Source organism: Marivita sp. S6314, assembly GCF_023015985.1.
Taxonomy (GTDB): domain Bacteria; phylum Pseudomonadota; class Alphaproteobacteria; order Rhodobacterales; family Rhodobacteraceae; genus Marivita.
Window position 1 is genome coordinate 163,968 of sequence record NZ_JALKAO010000005.1, and the last position, 16,107, is coordinate 180,074.

The 16,107-nt window shown below is 60.6% G+C and carries 18 protein-coding genes; 12 read left to right on the plus strand and 6 right to left on the minus strand.

From position 1 onward, the window contains the following. Positions 1-96 precede the first annotated feature (96 nt). Together MWU54_RS14970 and MWU54_RS14975 are read right to left on the minus strand one after the other, a co-directional pair. The gene (locus tag MWU54_RS14970) at positions 97-891 is read right to left on the minus strand and encodes an arginine deiminase family protein (RefSeq protein ID WP_247085291.1); all 795 of its coding nucleotides are present in this window, start codon (positions 889-891) and stop codon (positions 97-99) included. Positions 892-916: 25 nt separating this feature from the next. Continuing rightward, positions 917-2,059: a DSD1 family PLP-dependent enzyme gene (locus MWU54_RS14975; RefSeq protein WP_247085293.1), complete on the minus strand. Its 1,143-nt coding sequence runs from the start codon at positions 2,057-2,059 to the stop codon at positions 917-919. Here MWU54_RS14975 and MWU54_RS14980 point away from each other — a divergent pair. The 8 genes from MWU54_RS14980 to MWU54_RS15015 are packed head-to-tail and all read left to right on the plus strand — an operon-like array spanning position 2,058 to position 7,864. After that, complete coding sequence (locus MWU54_RS14980) at positions 2,058-2,273, plus strand: hypothetical protein (protein WP_247085295.1); 216 nt, start codon at positions 2,058-2,060, stop codon at positions 2,271-2,273. The two genes, MWU54_RS14975 and MWU54_RS14980, sit on opposite strands and share 2 nt — an antisense overlap. After that, positions 2,254-3,456 (plus strand): 3-oxoadipyl-CoA thiolase, encoded by a 1,203-nt coding sequence (gene pcaF / locus MWU54_RS14985; protein WP_247085297.1) that lies wholly within the window; start codon positions 2,254-2,256, stop codon positions 3,454-3,456. The genes MWU54_RS14980 and pcaF overlap by 20 nt, the downstream gene beginning before the upstream one ends. 17 nt (positions 3,457-3,473) lie before the next feature. After that, on the plus strand, positions 3,474-4,451 hold the full coding sequence (gene paaA / locus MWU54_RS14990) for a 1,2-phenylacetyl-CoA epoxidase subunit PaaA (RefSeq protein ID WP_247085299.1): 978 nt from the start codon (positions 3,474-3,476) through the stop codon (positions 4,449-4,451). Continuing rightward, positions 4,448-4,786, plus strand: coding sequence for a 1,2-phenylacetyl-CoA epoxidase subunit PaaB (gene paaB / locus MWU54_RS14995; RefSeq protein ID WP_281496132.1), 339 nt, complete (start codon positions 4,448-4,450; stop codon positions 4,784-4,786). The genes paaA and paaB overlap by 4 nt, the downstream gene beginning before the upstream one ends. Continuing rightward, positions 4,786-5,553, plus strand: coding sequence for a 1,2-phenylacetyl-CoA epoxidase subunit PaaC (paaC, locus tag MWU54_RS15000; RefSeq protein ID WP_247085301.1), 768 nt, complete (start codon positions 4,786-4,788; stop codon positions 5,551-5,553). Before paaB ends, paaC begins: the two co-directional genes overlap by 1 nt. A 1-nt stretch (position 5,554) precedes the next feature. Continuing rightward, positions 5,555-6,013, plus strand: a complete 459-nt coding sequence (paaD, locus tag MWU54_RS15005; protein WP_247085303.1) for a 1,2-phenylacetyl-CoA epoxidase subunit PaaD — start codon at positions 5,555-5,557, stop codon at positions 6,011-6,013. Between the two features lie 10 nt (positions 6,014-6,023). Continuing rightward, on the plus strand, positions 6,024-7,091 hold the full coding sequence (paaE, locus tag MWU54_RS15010) for a 1,2-phenylacetyl-CoA epoxidase subunit PaaE (protein ID WP_247085305.1): 1,068 nt from the start codon (positions 6,024-6,026) through the stop codon (positions 7,089-7,091). A gap of 11 nt (positions 7,092-7,102) precedes the next feature. Beyond that, on the plus strand, positions 7,103-7,864 hold the full coding sequence (locus MWU54_RS15015) for a Phenylacetic acid catabolic protein (RefSeq protein ID WP_247085307.1): 762 nt from the start codon (positions 7,103-7,105) through the stop codon (positions 7,862-7,864). Between the two features lie 19 nt (positions 7,865-7,883). Here the strand turns inward: MWU54_RS15015 and MWU54_RS15020 are convergent, their stop codons facing one another. Genes MWU54_RS15020 through paaG form a run of 4 tightly spaced genes read right to left on the minus strand, consistent with a single transcriptional unit; the run spans position 7,884 to position 11,029 of the window. Continuing rightward, positions 7,884-8,480, minus strand: a complete 597-nt coding sequence (locus MWU54_RS15020; RefSeq protein ID WP_247085309.1) for a TetR/AcrR family transcriptional regulator — start codon at positions 8,478-8,480, stop codon at positions 7,884-7,886. Between the two features lie 2 nt (positions 8,481-8,482). After that, a complete protein-coding gene (gene paaK, locus MWU54_RS15025; protein ID WP_247085311.1) occupies positions 8,483-9,793 on the minus strand; it encodes a phenylacetate--CoA ligase PaaK in 1,311 nt (436 codons plus the stop codon). A gap of 22 nt (positions 9,794-9,815) precedes the next feature. Further along, the gene (paaI, locus tag MWU54_RS15030; RefSeq protein ID WP_247085313.1) at positions 9,816-10,241 is read right to left on the minus strand and encodes a hydroxyphenylacetyl-CoA thioesterase PaaI; all 426 of its coding nucleotides are present in this window, start codon (positions 10,239-10,241) and stop codon (positions 9,816-9,818) included. Between the two features lie 2 nt (positions 10,242-10,243). Continuing rightward, entirely contained in the window at positions 10,244-11,029 is a 786-nt protein-coding gene (paaG, locus tag MWU54_RS15035) for a 2-(1,2-epoxy-1,2-dihydrophenyl)acetyl-CoA isomerase PaaG (RefSeq protein WP_247085315.1), read from the minus strand. 95 nt (positions 11,030-11,124) lie between these two features. On the opposite strand from paaG, the gene MWU54_RS15040 reads away from it, so the two are divergent. From MWU54_RS15040 to MWU54_RS15055, 4 genes are all read left to right on the plus strand, one after another. Then, the gene (locus MWU54_RS15040; RefSeq protein ID WP_348647657.1) at positions 11,125-13,134 is read left to right on the plus strand and encodes an FAD-dependent oxidoreductase; all 2,010 of its coding nucleotides are present in this window, start codon (positions 11,125-11,127) and stop codon (positions 13,132-13,134) included. Between the two features lie 24 nt (positions 13,135-13,158). Then, a complete protein-coding gene (locus tag MWU54_RS15045) occupies positions 13,159-14,175 on the plus strand; it encodes a TRAP transporter substrate-binding protein (RefSeq protein ID WP_247085319.1) in 1,017 nt (338 codons plus the stop codon). Between the two features lie 76 nt (positions 14,176-14,251). Continuing rightward, entirely contained in the window at positions 14,252-14,758 is a 507-nt protein-coding gene (locus MWU54_RS15050) for a TRAP transporter small permease subunit (RefSeq protein WP_247085321.1), read from the plus strand. Next, positions 14,755-16,107 (plus strand): TRAP transporter large permease, encoded by a 1,353-nt coding sequence (locus tag MWU54_RS15055; RefSeq protein ID WP_247085323.1) that lies wholly within the window; start codon positions 14,755-14,757, stop codon positions 16,105-16,107. Before MWU54_RS15050 ends, MWU54_RS15055 begins: the two co-directional genes overlap by 4 nt.

Sequence of the window (16,107 nt, forward strand, 5' to 3'; positions counted from 1 at the left end):
GAACGCTGACACATGTTGCTCTGCGGATCGACGCACAAAAAAAAGCCGGTGAGGCTGCTTTCTCACCGGCCTTTGTGCATTCTGGCGGGCAAACAATTACGCGTTGGGCGAAAACCGCAGCGACAAGCAAGACATGCCGCCATCCAGTTTTGCGGCCTCGCTGTTGCCAACCTCGCGCACCTCGTATCCCGCGGCCACCAGTTGGTCGCGCGTGCGGGGGAACCCGGCGGGCATGATCACGAGGTTGTTGAAGCGGATCGTATTGGCGCAGGCCTCCTCACCCTCGGCGGTGTGCAGAACCTTGTACCCGTCAAAACAACCCGACGCGTCCAGCCGTTTGGTGGCCAATACCGTCTCTTCATCCAAAAGCGAACAATCGGTCTTGAAGTGCAATACCCCTTCAGGTGTGTCGACGATCCGCACGGCGTACCCCCAACGATCCACCAGCTTGGCAAACTCATCGACACCCGCTTGATCAGTGCGCGCCGACAGACCGATCAGGATTTCCCGCTCGGTCGTCAGAATATCACCGCCTTCGATGAACCCATCCCCCTCGATCCGAAGCACCTCACCGTAAAGCGCCTCCAGATGCGGGGCCATCTCTGCCGCCTCACCCAACCGGCTGGGCGCACCGGGGCGCATGATCACGGCACCTTCCTGCAAACACAGTGCCGCGTCCTCTACGAAAACCGAATCCGGGAACGCCTCCAACGCGTCCAGCACGGTGACCTCTGCGCCCGTGCTGCGCAGCGCCCTGACGTAATCCGCGTGGTGTTGTGCAAAAACGTCCAGATCCGGCGTCCCGGTATCCACGGCGCGCAATCCGTCCACGATGCTGCGTGATGGTTTGCGGCAAATCGCATGGGTGAAACTATAGCTCTTGTGGGCCATATCCGGTCCTTTCCGTTAACTGTCGTTACCAGCCAGCAAACCGCGCCCATTGGGTCAAGGGCGCGTCGGCCTTTGCCGGGATGACGTGGTAGTGCTGATGTTGCGCCGCAGTGGCGCAGGCGTGATTGGGCAGGATGCGCAGCCGCGTGCCCACGGGAAACTCCGGCACGTCGCCGTCAAAACCGGGGCGGCGCGCGATCACGCCATGTTCTTGGTTGGCCTGAATGACGATCAATCCGGGGATCACGGCACCTGCGGCATCGCAAACAATGCCGTAGCCCTGATCCACCTCTTGCGCCGCCGTGCCGCGATCGCGCGACATCGCCATCCAGCCCGCATCGCAGATCGTCCAGCCGCGCGACGTTTGGTGGCCAATCACGGTGGTCAAAACGCTCAGCGCGATATCATCGACCTCGCAGACACCAATCCCCGCCATCACCAGATCAAAGAACACATACACACCGGCCCGCATCTCGGTCACGCCGGTCAGGTCGGTTGCGGCATGGGCGGTTGGCGTCGATCCGACGCTGACAACGGGGCAGGGCAACCCGGCTTCCCGCAGCACTGTCGCCGCGTTCACCACCGCAAGCCGCTCCTGTTCGGCGCATTTCTCGTGTTCTGCGCGGCCCACCGACCCATAGCTGCCACCTGCATGGCATAAGACACCGCGCAATTCTGCGCCGCCATCCTGAAGGATCCGACCAACGGCAACCAGTTCGGGATCATCGGCCGTCAAACCGCTGCGGTGTTTGTCACTGTCGATCTCGATCATTGCCGGAATCGCAAGATCTGCCTGATGCGACGCCTTGGCCACCGCCTCGGCTTGCGCAGCGCAATCCAGCAGGACAGTCACCCTGCAGCCCTTGCGGTGCAGCGCAATCACGCGGTCGAGTTTGTCGGGGCTGATACCCACGCCGTAAAGAATGTCATTGATCCCCGCGTCGGCAAAAACCTCCGCCTCGGCCAGTGTTGACACGGTGGCGGGGCCAGTGCCGTCTTTCAGCACATAGCGAGCGGCGTCCACGCTCTTGGTGGTCTTCAGATGCGGGCGCAACGTCACGCCCAACGTGTCTGCGCGCTGTGCCAGTCGATCAATATTGCGCATCATCCGCGCCTCATCCACCAGCAGGCAGGGCGTTTGCAGTTTTGAAAAACGGGACTCGGACATGACCATCGCCTATCAATACAAAATGGGATCAAGGGTGACCTACAGCGCAACACAGGCATTTGCAAAAACTGACTGGTGGCAGAGATGTGTTACCAAAATTGGGAAGCGAGAAAAATTCGTAACTTTTCTCTTGATCGAATCTTTAACGCTTCATATACCGACCATGCGGTCGATTAACTCCAGGAGGATTCGCATTGGACGCTTTGATTTGTGATGGGGTGCGGACTCCGATTGGGCGGTACGGTGGCGCGCTGTCGTCGATCCGGGCCGATGATCTTGCGGCATTGCCGATCGCCGCGCTGGTCGAACGCAACCCGGACGTGGATTGGGCAAAAGTCGACGAAGTGATCTACGGCTCTGCCAACCAGGCGGGCGAAGACAACCGCAACGTTGCGCGTATGGCGGCCTTGCTGGCCGGTCTTCCCGAAGATGTGCCGGGCACCACCGTCAACCGTCTCTGTGCCAGCGGTATGGATGCCGTCGGCTTTGCCGCACGCGGGATCAAGGCGGGCGATTATGACCTGACCATCGCCGGTGGCGTCGAAAGCATGAGCCGCGCGCCGTTTGTCATGCCCAAGGCACAATCCGCCTTCACCCGGTCAAACGCGGTGTACGATACAACGATTGGCTGGCGCTTCATCAACCCCAAGATGAAGGCGCAATACGGCGTCGATTCCATGCCCCAGACCGCCGACAACGTGGCCGAGGATTTCAATGTTAGCCGCGAAGATCAGGATGCCTTTGCGGCCCGGTCACAAGCACGTTGGGCGGCGGCACAGGATGCAGGCATTTTTGCCGACGAAATCGTCCCGGTCTCTGTCCCGCAGCGCAAGGGGGATCCGATTGTCGTCGACACCGATGAACACCCGCGCCCCGGGACCGATGCGGCCAAGCTGTCCAAACTCAAGGGCGTGAACGGCCCCGACCTGTCTGTCACCGCAGGCAATGCCAGCGGCGTCAACGATGGCGCAGCGGCGCTTTTGATCGCGTCCGAAGCGGCGGCCAAGGCGCACGGCCTGACACCAATGGCGCGCGTTGTCGCCATGTCATCCGCCGGGGTCGCCCCGCGCATCATGGGCATCGGCCCCGCGCCTGCCAGCCAGAAAGTGCTGGAGCGGACCGGGTTGACCATTGACCAGATGGACGTGATCGAACTGAACGAAGCGTTCGCCAGCCAGGGTCTCGCGACACTGCGCCAACTTGGCGTGGCGGACGATGACCCTAGAGTTAATCCACATGGCGGGGCCATCGCACTTGGTCACCCGCTTGGCATGTCCGGCGCGCGCCTTGTTTTGACGGCGGCATATCACCTCAAACGCACCGGCGGGCGCTATGCGCTGTGCACGATGTGTGTGGGTGTGGGTCAGGGCACGGCCATCATTATTGAACGCGTCTGAACCGAAGGGAAAAAGACATGTATGCACAGATGATCAAATCCGAGGCGACGCAGGACGATCCCGAAAAGCTTGCCGCCTTTCAGGCCCGTATCGACGCCGGCGAAAAGATCGAACCCAAGGACTGGATGCCGGTTGGGTATCGCAAGACCCTGATCCGCCAGATCGGTCAGCACGCGCATTCCGAAATCGTGGGTCAGTTGCCCGAAGGCAACTGGATCACCCGCGCGCCCACGCTCGAACGCAAGGCGATCCTGCTCGCCAAGGTGCAGGACGAGGCCGGTCATGGTCTCTACCTCTACTGTGCCGCGGAAACCCTCGGTGTGAGCCGTGACGAGATGACGGAGATGCTGCTGGACGGCCGCATGAAGTATTCGTCGATCTTCAACTATCCGACGCTGACATGGGCCGACATGGGCGCGGTTGGCTGGCTGGTCGATGGCGCGGCGATCATGAACCAGGTGCCGCTGCAGCGGACGTCCTTTGGACCCTATTCGCGGGCGATGATCCGCGTCTGCAAAGAGGAATCCTTCCACCAGCGTCAGGGCTACGACATCATGATGAAGATGGCGCAAGGGACGCCGGAACAAAAAGCGATGGCGCAGAACGCGCTCAACCGCTTCTGGTACCCGTCGCTGATGATGTTTGGCCCAAGCGACAAAGACAGCGTGCATTCCGCACAGTCGATGGCGTGGAAGATCAAGATGAACACCAATGACGAACTGCGTCAGAAGTTCGTCGACCAGACCGTGCCGCAGGCCGAATATCTTGGCCTGACTGTTCCGGATGACACCCTGACATGGAACGAGGAAAAGGGCGGCTATGACTTTGCAGAGCCGGACTGGGACGAGTTCTTTGAAGTGATCCAAGGCAACGGCCCCTGCAACACCGAACGTCTCGCTGCGCGCAACAAGGCGTGGGACGATGGCAAGTGGGTGCGCGACGGGCTTCTGGCCCATGCCGAGAAACGCAGCATACGAAAGGTGGCAGCAGAATGAGCTCTCCGAATTCCGCATATCCCGACACACCCGACACCCAAACCAAACCCAAGCGCCATGAATGGCCTTTGTGGGAGGTGTTCATCCGCGGCCAGCACGGCATGAGTCACCGCCATGTCGGCAGCCTGCACGCACCGGACGAAGAGATGGCGATCAAGAACGCCCGCGATGTCTATACCCGCCGCAACGAAGGCGTGAGCATCTGGGTCGTCGAGGCGCGCCACATCGCGGCGTCCAGCCCGTCGGAAAAAGGCCCTCTGTATGAGCCGTCCGAAAGCAAGGTCTACCGCCACCCCACGTTTTTCGACATCCCCGAAGAAGTTGGAGCGATGTAATGGCATCCGTTGATCAAACCCAACTGTTCGAATTCCTGTGCCGCATGGGCGACAACACCTTGGTGTTGGGCCACCGCGTCAGCGAATGGTGCGGTCACGCGCCGGTGCTGGAAGAAGACATCGCGCTGGCCAACACCGCGCTGGACCTGATCGGCCAGACGCAGATGTGGCTGGGCTATGCCGGTGACGTTGAAGGCAAAGGCCGCACGGCGGATGATCTGGCGATGCTGCGGGACGTGTGGGATTTCCGCAACGTGCTGCTGGTGGAACAGCCCAACGGCGATTTCGGCCAGACGATGATGCGCCAGTTCCTGTTTGATGCCTGGCATCTGGCCATGCTGAAAGCGCTGACCGCGTCGTCGAACGAACAGATCGCAGCGATTGCCGCCAAGTCGGTCAAGGAAGTGCAGTACCACGTTGAACGTTCCGGGGACACGGTCATCGGGCTGGGCGACGGCACCTCTGAAAGCCACAAGCGGATGCAAGACGCGCTGAACCTGCTCTGGCCCTACGTGGGCGAGATGTTTGTTGCCGATGCGGTGGATGACGCCATGGCCCAAGCGGGCATCGCCCCCGATCTGGCGTCGTTGCGCGCCGAGTTTGATGCCCATGTGGGTGGCGTGTTGGCCGAGGCAACTCTGACCATCCCGGATGGCAAGTTCACCCACAAGGGCGGCAAGTCCGGCTTTCAGCACTCCGAACATCTGGGCCACCTGTTGACACAGATGCAATGGCTCCAGCGCGCCTATCCCGGAGCGACGTGGTAAGATGAAACCAGCGGCGGAAGAGATCTGGGACTGGCTCGACGCCGTGCCCGACCCCGAGATCCCGGTGATCTCGGTTGTCGATCTGGGCATCGTGCGCGATGTTGAATGGGACGGTGACACGCTCGAAGTGGCGGTCACGCCAACCTATTCGGGCTGTCCGGCGACCAGCGTGATTTCGATGGATATCGAAACCGCGCTGTACGACCGGGGGATCCAAAACGTACGGATCAAAACCCAGATCAGCCCGCCCTGGACCACCGACTGGTTGTCCGACAAGGGCCGCGCGCGACTTGAGGAATACGGCATCGCCCCGCCTCGTGCGGCCGGTGGCCCCGAACGCTGCCCGCGCTGCAAATCCACCAATGTGACCCGGATCAGCCAGTTCGGATCGACCCCGTGCAAGGCGCAATGGCGGTGTACCGACTGTCTTGAGCCGTTCGACTATTTCAAATGTATCTGAGGAGCATGTGATGGCCCGCTTTCATCCATTGTCCGTCACTGACGTCACAAAAACCATCCGCGACGCGGTCGTGGTGACGCTCAAGCCGGTTAACGGCGGCGATTTCGACTTCATTCAGGGCCAGTACCTGACCTTCCGCCAGGAGTTCGACGGCACCGAAGTGCGCCGGTCCTATTCGATCTGTGCCGGCAAGGACGATGGCGTGCTGCAGGTCGGGATCAAAAAGGTCGATGGCGGCGCGTTTTCCACATGGGCCAACGAAAACCTCAAGCCCGGTATGACGCTGGAAGCCATGGAGCCGATGGGCAGCTTTCACACAGCCATCAATCCGCAACAGCCCAAGAACTATCTCGGCTTTGCGGGCGGGTCCGGCATCACGCCGGTGCTGTCGATCATGAAAACCGTTCTGACACGCGAACCGCACAGCACCTTCACGCTGGTCTATGCCAATCGCGGCGTGAACACGATCATGTTCCGAGAAGATCTGGAGGATCTCAAGAACCTCTATATGGGTCGCCTGACGGTGATCCACGTTCTGGAAAGCGACGCGCAGGATATTGACCTGTTCACCGGCCGGGTCGATGCGGACAAGTGCAAGGCGCTCTTTGAACACTGGATCGACATCGACAGCGTCGACACCTCGTTCATCTGCGGGCCTGAACCAATGATGCTTGGCATCGCGGCGGCGCTGCGGGACCACGGGTTGACCGATGACCAGATCAAGTTCGAACTGTTCGCCAGCGCCCAGCCCGGTCGCTTGAAACGCAAGGCCAGCTCAACGGCTGGCGGGGCTGCCGCCAAATCGACCGAAGCCACCATCACGATGGACGGCTCGGCGCGCAGCTTCACGATGGACAAGGACCAGTCGATCCTCGATGCCGCGCTCGAAAACGCGCTGGACGCGCCCTATGCCTGCAAGGCCGGGGTCTGCTCGACCTGCAAGTGCAAGGTGCTCGAAGGCGAGGTCGAGATGGTCGCGAACCATGCACTTGAGGATTACGAAGTGGCACAGGGCTATGTCCTGTCCTGTCAGTCCTTCCCCGTCACCGACCGTGTGGTCGTGGATTACGACCAATAGGAGCAAGAGCCATGACTGACACGATGGATATCACGGACTACCTTGCCCAAGGCGGTCGCCTGACGAACCCTGCCAATGTGCCGACGCGCTACCGCGCGGAACTGATGAAGATCATGGCCACATTTGTGGACAGCGAACTGGCGGGTGCTGCGGGCTTTGCCGATGTGATCAATGCCGGTCCCGGTATCAAGGAACGCATCGCTGCCGCGCGGATCGTTCTGGAAAAGACCGACAACGCCGACAAAGTGCTGAAACTGATGGGGGAATTCGGCGCGAACACCGATCGCTATGCCAATCACCATCCGTGGTCGGACCGCCTGCCGCGCGACACCGCGCCGGGCACGACACGCAACGCGCATGACATGCGGCTGTCGGTCCTCAACTATCCGCTGGATGGCTGGGTCGATGCGGTTGTGATGAACATGCTCATGGGGCTGGCCGTCGGTGTGCAGCTGTCGGAATTCCTGACCTCGTCATACCAGCCCTTCGCCGAAGCCATCCGCGAGGTTGTCCCGCGCGAACAGCGCCACACGGAACTGGCTATCGAAGGTCTGCAAAAGCTGATCAATGAGGGCGAGACCGACGCCGTGACCGAAAGCGTTGCCTATTGGTGGCCGCGTGTCAGCGAAAGCTTTGGCGCTGGTGTGTCCGCGCGCAGCGAAGCGCTCAAGGCGATGGGTCTGCGCAGCAAGACCAACGCAGAGCTGCATGATGCCTGGGTCGCCGCGGCGACAGACTCCCTGAAAAGCCTCGGGCTGGACCGCCCGGCATAATCAATGACATGCGCGGCTGTCAGAGGCCGCGCACACCTGTCAATGTCAACCGGGTCACCAGTGTCGCGTATTCATCCCGCGCGGTCTGGTCCGCCGGGCTGTTCCACATGTAAAACCAGTTCAGCATCCCGAAAACCGACATCACCGTCGCGCGCAGTTTCTTAGGGTCGTCGGCGAACACCTCGGGCGCGACCTGTTTCACGATCTCGCTCATCTGCATCACCAAATCACGCTGATAGGCCTTCAGGACCCTTTGCTGATCTTCGGGCAGCAACGGGATGCCTTCGGTCTGGATCTTGTGTTCGTGATCCATGCCTTCATACGCGCGAAGCGTTTCAATCACGATCCGCCCCAGTTGATCAGACGGATCAAGCCCCGCCAGATCAAGACCGATGATCCGGTCCCGCAGCGCAGACAGGTAGGTATCCAGAATGTCGAACAGCAGCGCGTCCTTGCTGCTGTAATAGTGGTAGATGTTGGCTTTGGAGATGCCACAATCCTTCGCCACCTGAGACATCGACGCCCGCGCGAAGCCTTGATCGGCAAACACGCGGGCCGCGATTTTCAGGATATGCGTCCGTTTTTCGTCATGGTCTTTTGCGATAGGGCGCGACACGATTACTCCTTGTTCCGGTTGTCCACCACGCGGACGGCTTTGCCCTGGCTGCGTGCAACCGATCCCGGATCGCCGACCACAACTTCGGTGGACACGCCAACGATGTCCTTGATGTGCTTGGTCAACATACGCGCCGCCGCTGTCTTGGACAATTCGTCTGCCGCATCGGGGTTCGCTTCGACAAAGACCCGCATCGCATCCATGCGTCCGGATTTGTAAAGCTCGATCTGGAAATAGGGCGCAAGACCACCCGTGGCCATCACCTGTTCCTCGACCTGGGTTGGGAACACGTTCACACCCCGCAGGATGATCATGTCGTCTGACCGTCCGGTGATCTTTTCCATCCGCCGCATCGTCCGCGCGGTGCCCGGCAACAGCCGCGTCAGGTCGCGGGTGCGGTAGCGGATCATCGGCATGCCTTCCTTGGTCAGCGTGGTAAAGACCAGTTCGCCTTCCTGACCGTCCTCAAGCACCTCGCCCGTGACCGGGTCGATGATTTCCGGGTAGTAGTGATCTTCCCAGACATGCAGACCGTCTTTGGTTTCGACACATTCGTTGGCCACACCCGGCCCCATGATTTCCGACAGGCCATAGATGTCGACCGCATGCATGTCGAACGCATCTTCGACCTCTTTGCGCATCGCGTTCGTCCACGGCTCGGCCCCGAACACGCCCACTTGCAAAGACGATGAGCGCGGATCAATGCCAGCCTTGTGGAAACCTTCCAGGATGTTGAGCATGTAAGACGGCGTTACCAAGATGCCGGTCGGTTCGAAATCGGTGATCAGGCCCACCTGCTTTTCGGTCTGACCGCCGCCCATCGGCACCACTGTCGCCCCCAGCTTTTCAATGCCGTAATGCGCCCCCAGGCCGCCGGTAAACAAACCGTAGCCATAAGCGTTGTGGACGATGTCGCCTGCCCGCAGACCCGACGCGCGCAGACTGCGCGCCAGCGTGTCGGCCCAGACCTCGATGTCGTTCTTGGTGTAGACCACAACCGTCGGTTTGCCCGTGGTCCCGGAAGACGCGTGAATCCGGACCAGCTTTTCCTTTGGCACCGCAGACAGGCCAAACGGGTAATTGTCCCGCAGGTCGTTCTTGTAGGTGAACGGGAACTTCGCCAGATCTTTCAGGTCCTTGAGGTCATCGGGATGCACCCCGGCCTCATCGAACCGTTTGCGGTACATCGGGACGTTGTCATAGGCATGCCGCACCGACCATTTCATCCGCTCAAGCTGCAGGGCCTGAATTTCGTCACGGCTGGCAATTTCAATGGGGTCCAGATCGGCTTTTGCCGGGCTCAGGTCTTTCATGTGATGTCCTCCATCCCTCGGATTATTCTTCGAACAAGTGGCCTTTGATCGACCGTGACAGGCCGCGCATTTCGGCGATTGTTTCATCGTTCTGATTGCTGACGCGCACGTCATAGATCCCGCTGCGTCCGGTCAGGGACACTTCGCGCGCGGTCGCGGTCAGCGTATCCCCCAAACGGGCAGGCGCGGTGTAGGTGATATGGTTGCTTGCCGCGACCGTCGCCTGATTGCGGCTGTTGCAGGCAAAGGCAAAGGTGCTGTCGGCCAGCGAAAAGGTGATGCCACCGTGGCACATGCCATGGCCGTTGCAGTGGTGTTTCTCGACGGTGAGCGTCATCACGGCGGTGCCCTCGTCGACGGACACAAGCGTCATTCCCAGCCATTTCGATGCCCCGTCGTCTGACCACATTGCGGCAGCGGAACGTGTGGCGCGATCTTGTGGTGTCATGCTCAGGCCCCTTTGAACGCAGGTGCGCGCTTGTCGAGAAAGGCAGACACGCCTTCGGCATAATCGGCGCTTTCCCCGCAGGTTTTCATGTAATCGGCCTCAAGATCGAGGTGATCGTCAAGCGTATCGGTCGCCGCTGCCTGAATGGCGGCTTTGCTCAGCCCAAGACCCAGCGTTGGCCCATTGGCGAACCCTTCCGTCATGGCGCGCGCCTCATGCATCAGGTCTTCGTCAGGCAGCGCCTTCCAGATCAGGCCCCAGTCTTCGGCCTGCTGCGCGGGCAGGGGCTGGGCAGTGAACGCCAACCCCTTGGCGCGCGCCTCGCCCAGAAGGCGCGGCAGATGCCAGCTCCCGCCGGTGTCGGGGATCAGGCCGACCTTGGAAAACGATTGGATGAATTTTGCGCTCTGCGCCGCAACAACAATATCGCAGGCCAGTGCAAGGTTCGCGCCAGCCCCGGCAGCGACGCCGTTCACGGCACACACAACCGGAAACTCCAGTGATCGGATCAACCGGACAAGCGGCGCATAATAGGTGCGCACCGTGGCCCCAAGATCGGGGGGCGATGTCATCTTTGATGGGTCACGATCGCCCAGATCCTGCCCGGCACAAAAGCCCCGGCCAGCCCCGGTCAGAAGAACCGCACGCGTGCCGTTGTCCCGCGCGGACTCAAGGGCTGCGCGCAGGGCCAGATGCATCTCATCATTGAAGCTGTTGAGTCGATCTGGTCGGTTCAGAGTAATTTCTGTCCAGTTTTCATGGGTTTGAACTAGAATCGAATCCGTCATTCTGCGTCACTTTCTGGCTTCCACAAATTCATACTTGCATAAACCGACCGGTTGGTCAATTAATGAAGCATAACGATTCTGGTGGAGGAAACGTCGTGAGCATCGTCGATATACGCTTGGAAGATGACCTGGCCTGGGTGACGGTAAACAATCCCCCGGTGAACGCGACGTCGACAGCTGTGCGGCAGGGTCTGCTTGACGCGGTTCACAAGGTTCAGGGCGCCCGACTGGCCATCCTGCAATGCGCAGGCCGCACCTTTATCGCCGGTGGCGACATGAGCGAATTCGACGCGCCTCCGCAGGAACCCCACCTGCCCGATGTGGTCAACGCGATTGAAGCCAGCGAAACGCCGTTTGTCGCGGTGATGCACGGAACCGTTCTTGGCGGTGGTCTCGAAATAGCGATGGGCTGCGCCTATCGGATTGCCAAACCGGGCACCAAGTTTGGTCTGCCCGAAGTCAATGTCGGCCTGATCCCCGGTGCCGGTGGCACGCAACGCGCACCGCGCCTGTTCGGGTGGGAGGCTGCGATTGATATGGCCTGTTCCGGCAAACTTCTGACGGCCCAACAGGCGTTAAAGCTTGGCGCGATCGACGCAATTGAGGACGATCTGGAGGCGGCTGCAAAGGCGCTGACGGTGGAAGACCGCACACCTGTGTCGCAACGTCCCGTTCCGCCATTGGATGGCGACTGGTTCAGCGAAAAGCGGATCACGCTGAAGAACCGCGCGCGGGGTCAGGCCGCGCCTCTGCACAATCTGGATGCCCTGCACTGGGCCACGCGCCCCTTCGCCGAAGGCCAGCCCAAGGAACGCGCGCTGCACCTGTCGCTGCGCGCCTCGGATGAAAGCCGCGCTTTGCGGCATGCGTTTTTTGCCGAACGCGCTGTGGCGCAGCCTGCGGAAATCGCAGGGGCAACACCGAAAGACATCACCAATATCGCCATTGTCGGCGGGGGTCTCATGGGCGCGGGGATCGCCGCCGCCTGTCTGAGTGCAGGCTATCGCGTGTCCATCATCGAACGGGATCAGGATGCCGCCAAAGCCGCGCGCGACCGCGTGCAGGGCCTCATCGCCGGTGCGCTGAAACGCGGCAAGATGGACCAGGCAAAGCACGACGCACAGATCGCGGCGTTCACTGCGGATGTGGGATACGACGTCGCCAAGGATGCGGACCTCGCCATTGAGGCCGTGTTCGAAGACGTTGATGTCAAGAAAGCCGCTTTTGCGGGTCTGGCAGCGGTTATGGCCAAGGATGCCATCCTTGCGACCAACACCTCGTATCTTGATCCGCGCGATATCTTTGCCGGGATCGACAATCCATCCCGCTGCGTCGGGCTGCACTTCTTTTCGCCTGCCCATATCATGAAGCTGCTCGAAGTCGTGAAGCTGCCCGACACGTCGAAAGACACGCTGGCCACCGCGTTCGCGCTGGGCAAACGGCTGCGCAAGGTGTCGGTTCTGTCAGGCATTTGCGATGGCTTTATCGGCAACCGGATGCTGGCCGCCTACCGCCGCGCGGCAGAATACATGCTGGCTGATGGCGCAACCCCGAAACAGATCGACGACGCCATGCGCGCCTTTGGCATGGCCATGGGCCCGTTCGAAGCGCAGGACATGGGTGGCTTGCAAATCGCCGAAGCCAACCGCCGCCGCCAGGACGCCACGCGCCCTGCCGCCGAACGCTATGTCACCATCTCGGATCAGCTTTGCGCGCTGGGCCGTTTGGGTCAGCGGTCCGGCAAGGGCTGGTACATGTATGCTGAAGGCGACCGCGCGCCCAAGGTAGACCCGGTCGTCACCGACCTGATCACGCGCTACTCGGACGACGCGGGCATCACCCGCCAGACCTACACGCAAGACCAGATCCAAACGCAACTTCTGGCCATTCTCGCCAACGAAGGCGCGCGGATCGTCGAGGAAGGCATCGCCGAAAACGACGCTGCCGTCGATATGGTCAAACTGCATGGCTACGGTTTCCCACGCTGGCGCGGTGGCCCGATGTTTGCCGCCCAAACCGCTGGCGCCCCCGCCATCCGCACCGCCCTTGACGCGCTCGACGCACAGAGCCCCGGCTCTTGGGTGCGCGCGGATCGTTACAGCTAAACCACCATTCACGAGGAGAAAACCATGAATAAGCCGCTTTTGGGCGCTCTTACTGCCCTGTCACTCACCGCAGGTGTCGCTGCGCATGCCGAAGCCGAATACACGCTGGTGTTCTCAAGCTGGGTGCCCCCGACCCACAACATCAACGCGCAAATGCTGCCGCAGATGATCGAAATGATCGAAGAGGCCACAGATGGCCGCGTAACCGGCGAAATCCGCATGGGCATCGCCCCACCCCCTGCGCAGATGGACCTTGTTCTGGATGGTGCGGTTGACGTCGCATACGTGTTCCACGGCTACCAGCCCGGTCGTTTCGTCAGCTACAAACTGGTGGAACTGCCCGGCGTGGACACCACAGCCGAAGCAGCATCGGTCGCCTATTGGAACCTGTTCGAAAACCATCTTGCCGAATTGAACGAACATCGCGGCGTCAAGGTGATTGGTCTGCACACCCACGGCGCAGGCCAGTTGCACACCAACACACCCGTAAACAGCCTTGCCGATATGGAAGGTCTGAAACTTCGTATGCCCGGTGGTGTGGCCAGCGACGTTGGAACGGCCCTTGGCACCACGGGCATTCAGGTGCCCGCGCCCAAGGTCTACGAAACACTGGCCTCCAACACCGCCGACGGCGTGATGATGACCATCGACAGCCGTCAGGGGTTCCGCCTGACCGAGGTTGCCCCGCATTACTTTGAAATCCCCGGTGGCTTCTTCCGCGGATCGTTCGCTTACATCATGAACGAAGACGTGTTCGCCGATCTGCCCGAAGACCTGCAAACCGCGCTTGAGGAAAAGGTATTTGGTGAACCCATCAGCCGCATGTCGGGCGCTGTCTGGGACGACGGGGATGCGTTCAGCATCCAGCTGACCAAGGACACCGAAGGCAACACGATGACCCAGGCCTCGGCCGACGACATCGCGGCGTTCGCGACGATTGCGAATGACGTCAAGGCCAGCGTGATCGAAGAAGTCAGCGCAAAAGGCATTGATGCCGCAGCGGCGCTTGCGTCGTTCCGTAGCGAACTGGGTGTTGAGTAACCCAATCGACCCAAAGGATTGGGCGTCTTGCGATGCCCGATCCCACTTGCACCCCGGCCCGCCAAGGAGGCACCCGATGCCGACGATCAAGAAAATCTATCCTTTTCTCGTGCAGGTTCCGATCTGGCTGGCCTGTGCATCCCTGTTTGTGCTGATGGTGATGACCTTCAGCGACGTGATCCTGCGATCCAGCTTTGATGCGCCAATCGAGGCCGCAACCGAACTGACCCGCATCTTTGTGGCCGTCATGGTGTTCTCGGTCATGCCGCATATTTCGGTCAATGACGGCCATATCGCGGTTGATCTCACCGATGGCATTTTTGAACGGCTGCGTTTGTCGCGGCTCAGAAACGGTGTGGTTCTGATCCTGTCGGGCGGGATGCTGTCCTGGCCCGTCGCACAGGTCTGGAAACTGGCCGAACGCACACGCGGTTATGGCGACGTTACCGAATATCTCGGGCTGCCGCAGTTTCTGACCATGTACCTGATCGCGGCGGGCATCACTCTGGCCGCCATTGCCATGGTGATCGCCGGGGTTTTGACCCTGATCGCACCCAGTGTTCTGAGGGAGTTGAAGACATGACCGCTGCACTGATCGGTTTTGGCGTCGTTCTTGTTCTTGTGCTGCTGCGTATGCCCATCGTGTTCGCGATGGGGCTCGTCGGCACACTTGGCTTTGCCTATGAACGCGGCGGCAGCTTTTTTGACGAACGCGGGCTGCGCGCGTCGCTGTCCATGGTCGGTCGGCAGATCACCGACACGGCACAGGATTACGGATTGTCCGTGATCCCGCTCTTCATTCTGATGGGCCTGTTTGTGAACAAGGGCGGCATGGCACGCGAACTTTACGCCGTGTCCAACGCCTTTCTGGGCCACATGCGCGGCGGTCTTGCGATGGCGACCGTGATGGCCTGTGGCGGTTTCTCTGCGATCTGCGGATCATCTTTGGCCACCGCCGCGACCATGTCCAAGGTCGCGATGCCGGAAATGCGCCGCTTCAACTACTCCGACAGGCTCGCCACCGCGTCCATCGCGGCGGGTGGCACGCTGGGCATTCTGATCCCACCGTCTGTGATCCTGGTGATCTACGGAATCCTCACCGAAACCTCGATTGGCAAGCTGTTCATGGCCGGGATCATTCCGGGCCTCCTGGGTATCCTCTTTTACCTTGGTGCCGTCCGCTGGACCGTCTGGCGTCAGCCCGAGGCCGGCCCCGCAGGCGAACGCACCGCGTGGCCCCAGCGGATTGTTGCGTTGAAATCGGTCTGGGCGGTGCTGCTCTTGTTCTTCCTTGTCATCGGTGGACTTTACGGCATCTTCGACTTCGAACCGCTCAACCTGACCTTCTCCCCCACCGAGGCGGCAGGTATGGGCGCGATGGGCGCATTCATCATCGCGCTGTCCCGCGGCGGATTGGATTTCTCGGGATTGATCGACGTTCTGAAAGAAACGGCGCTGACATCGGCGAGCCTTTTTGCTGTTCTGATCGGCGCACAGGTCTTTTCGAACTTCGTCAACGTCGCAGGTCTGCCCGAAGCCCTGATTGACCTGGTCACCGCCTACGATGTGTCACCCATGATGGTGATGATGATGATCCTGCTGGTCTATGTCGTTCTGGGCTGCGTGTTCGAAAGTATGTCGATGCTGCTTCTGACCGTGCCGATCTTCTTCCCGCTGGTCACATCGCTGGGCTTTGATCCGATCTGGTTCGGCATCGTCGTTGTGGTGGTCGTCGAGATTTCGCTGATCACACCGCCCGTCGGGTTGAACGTGTTCATTCTCAAGGGCGTCGTCGGAAACGTGTCCACCGGCACGATCTTCAAAGGCGTCACACCGTTCTGGATCGCCGACATCATCCGCCTCGCGCTGATTGTCGCGCTGCCGATCCTTGTACTTTACCTGCCAAATCAAATGGGCGGCCTTGGACACTAG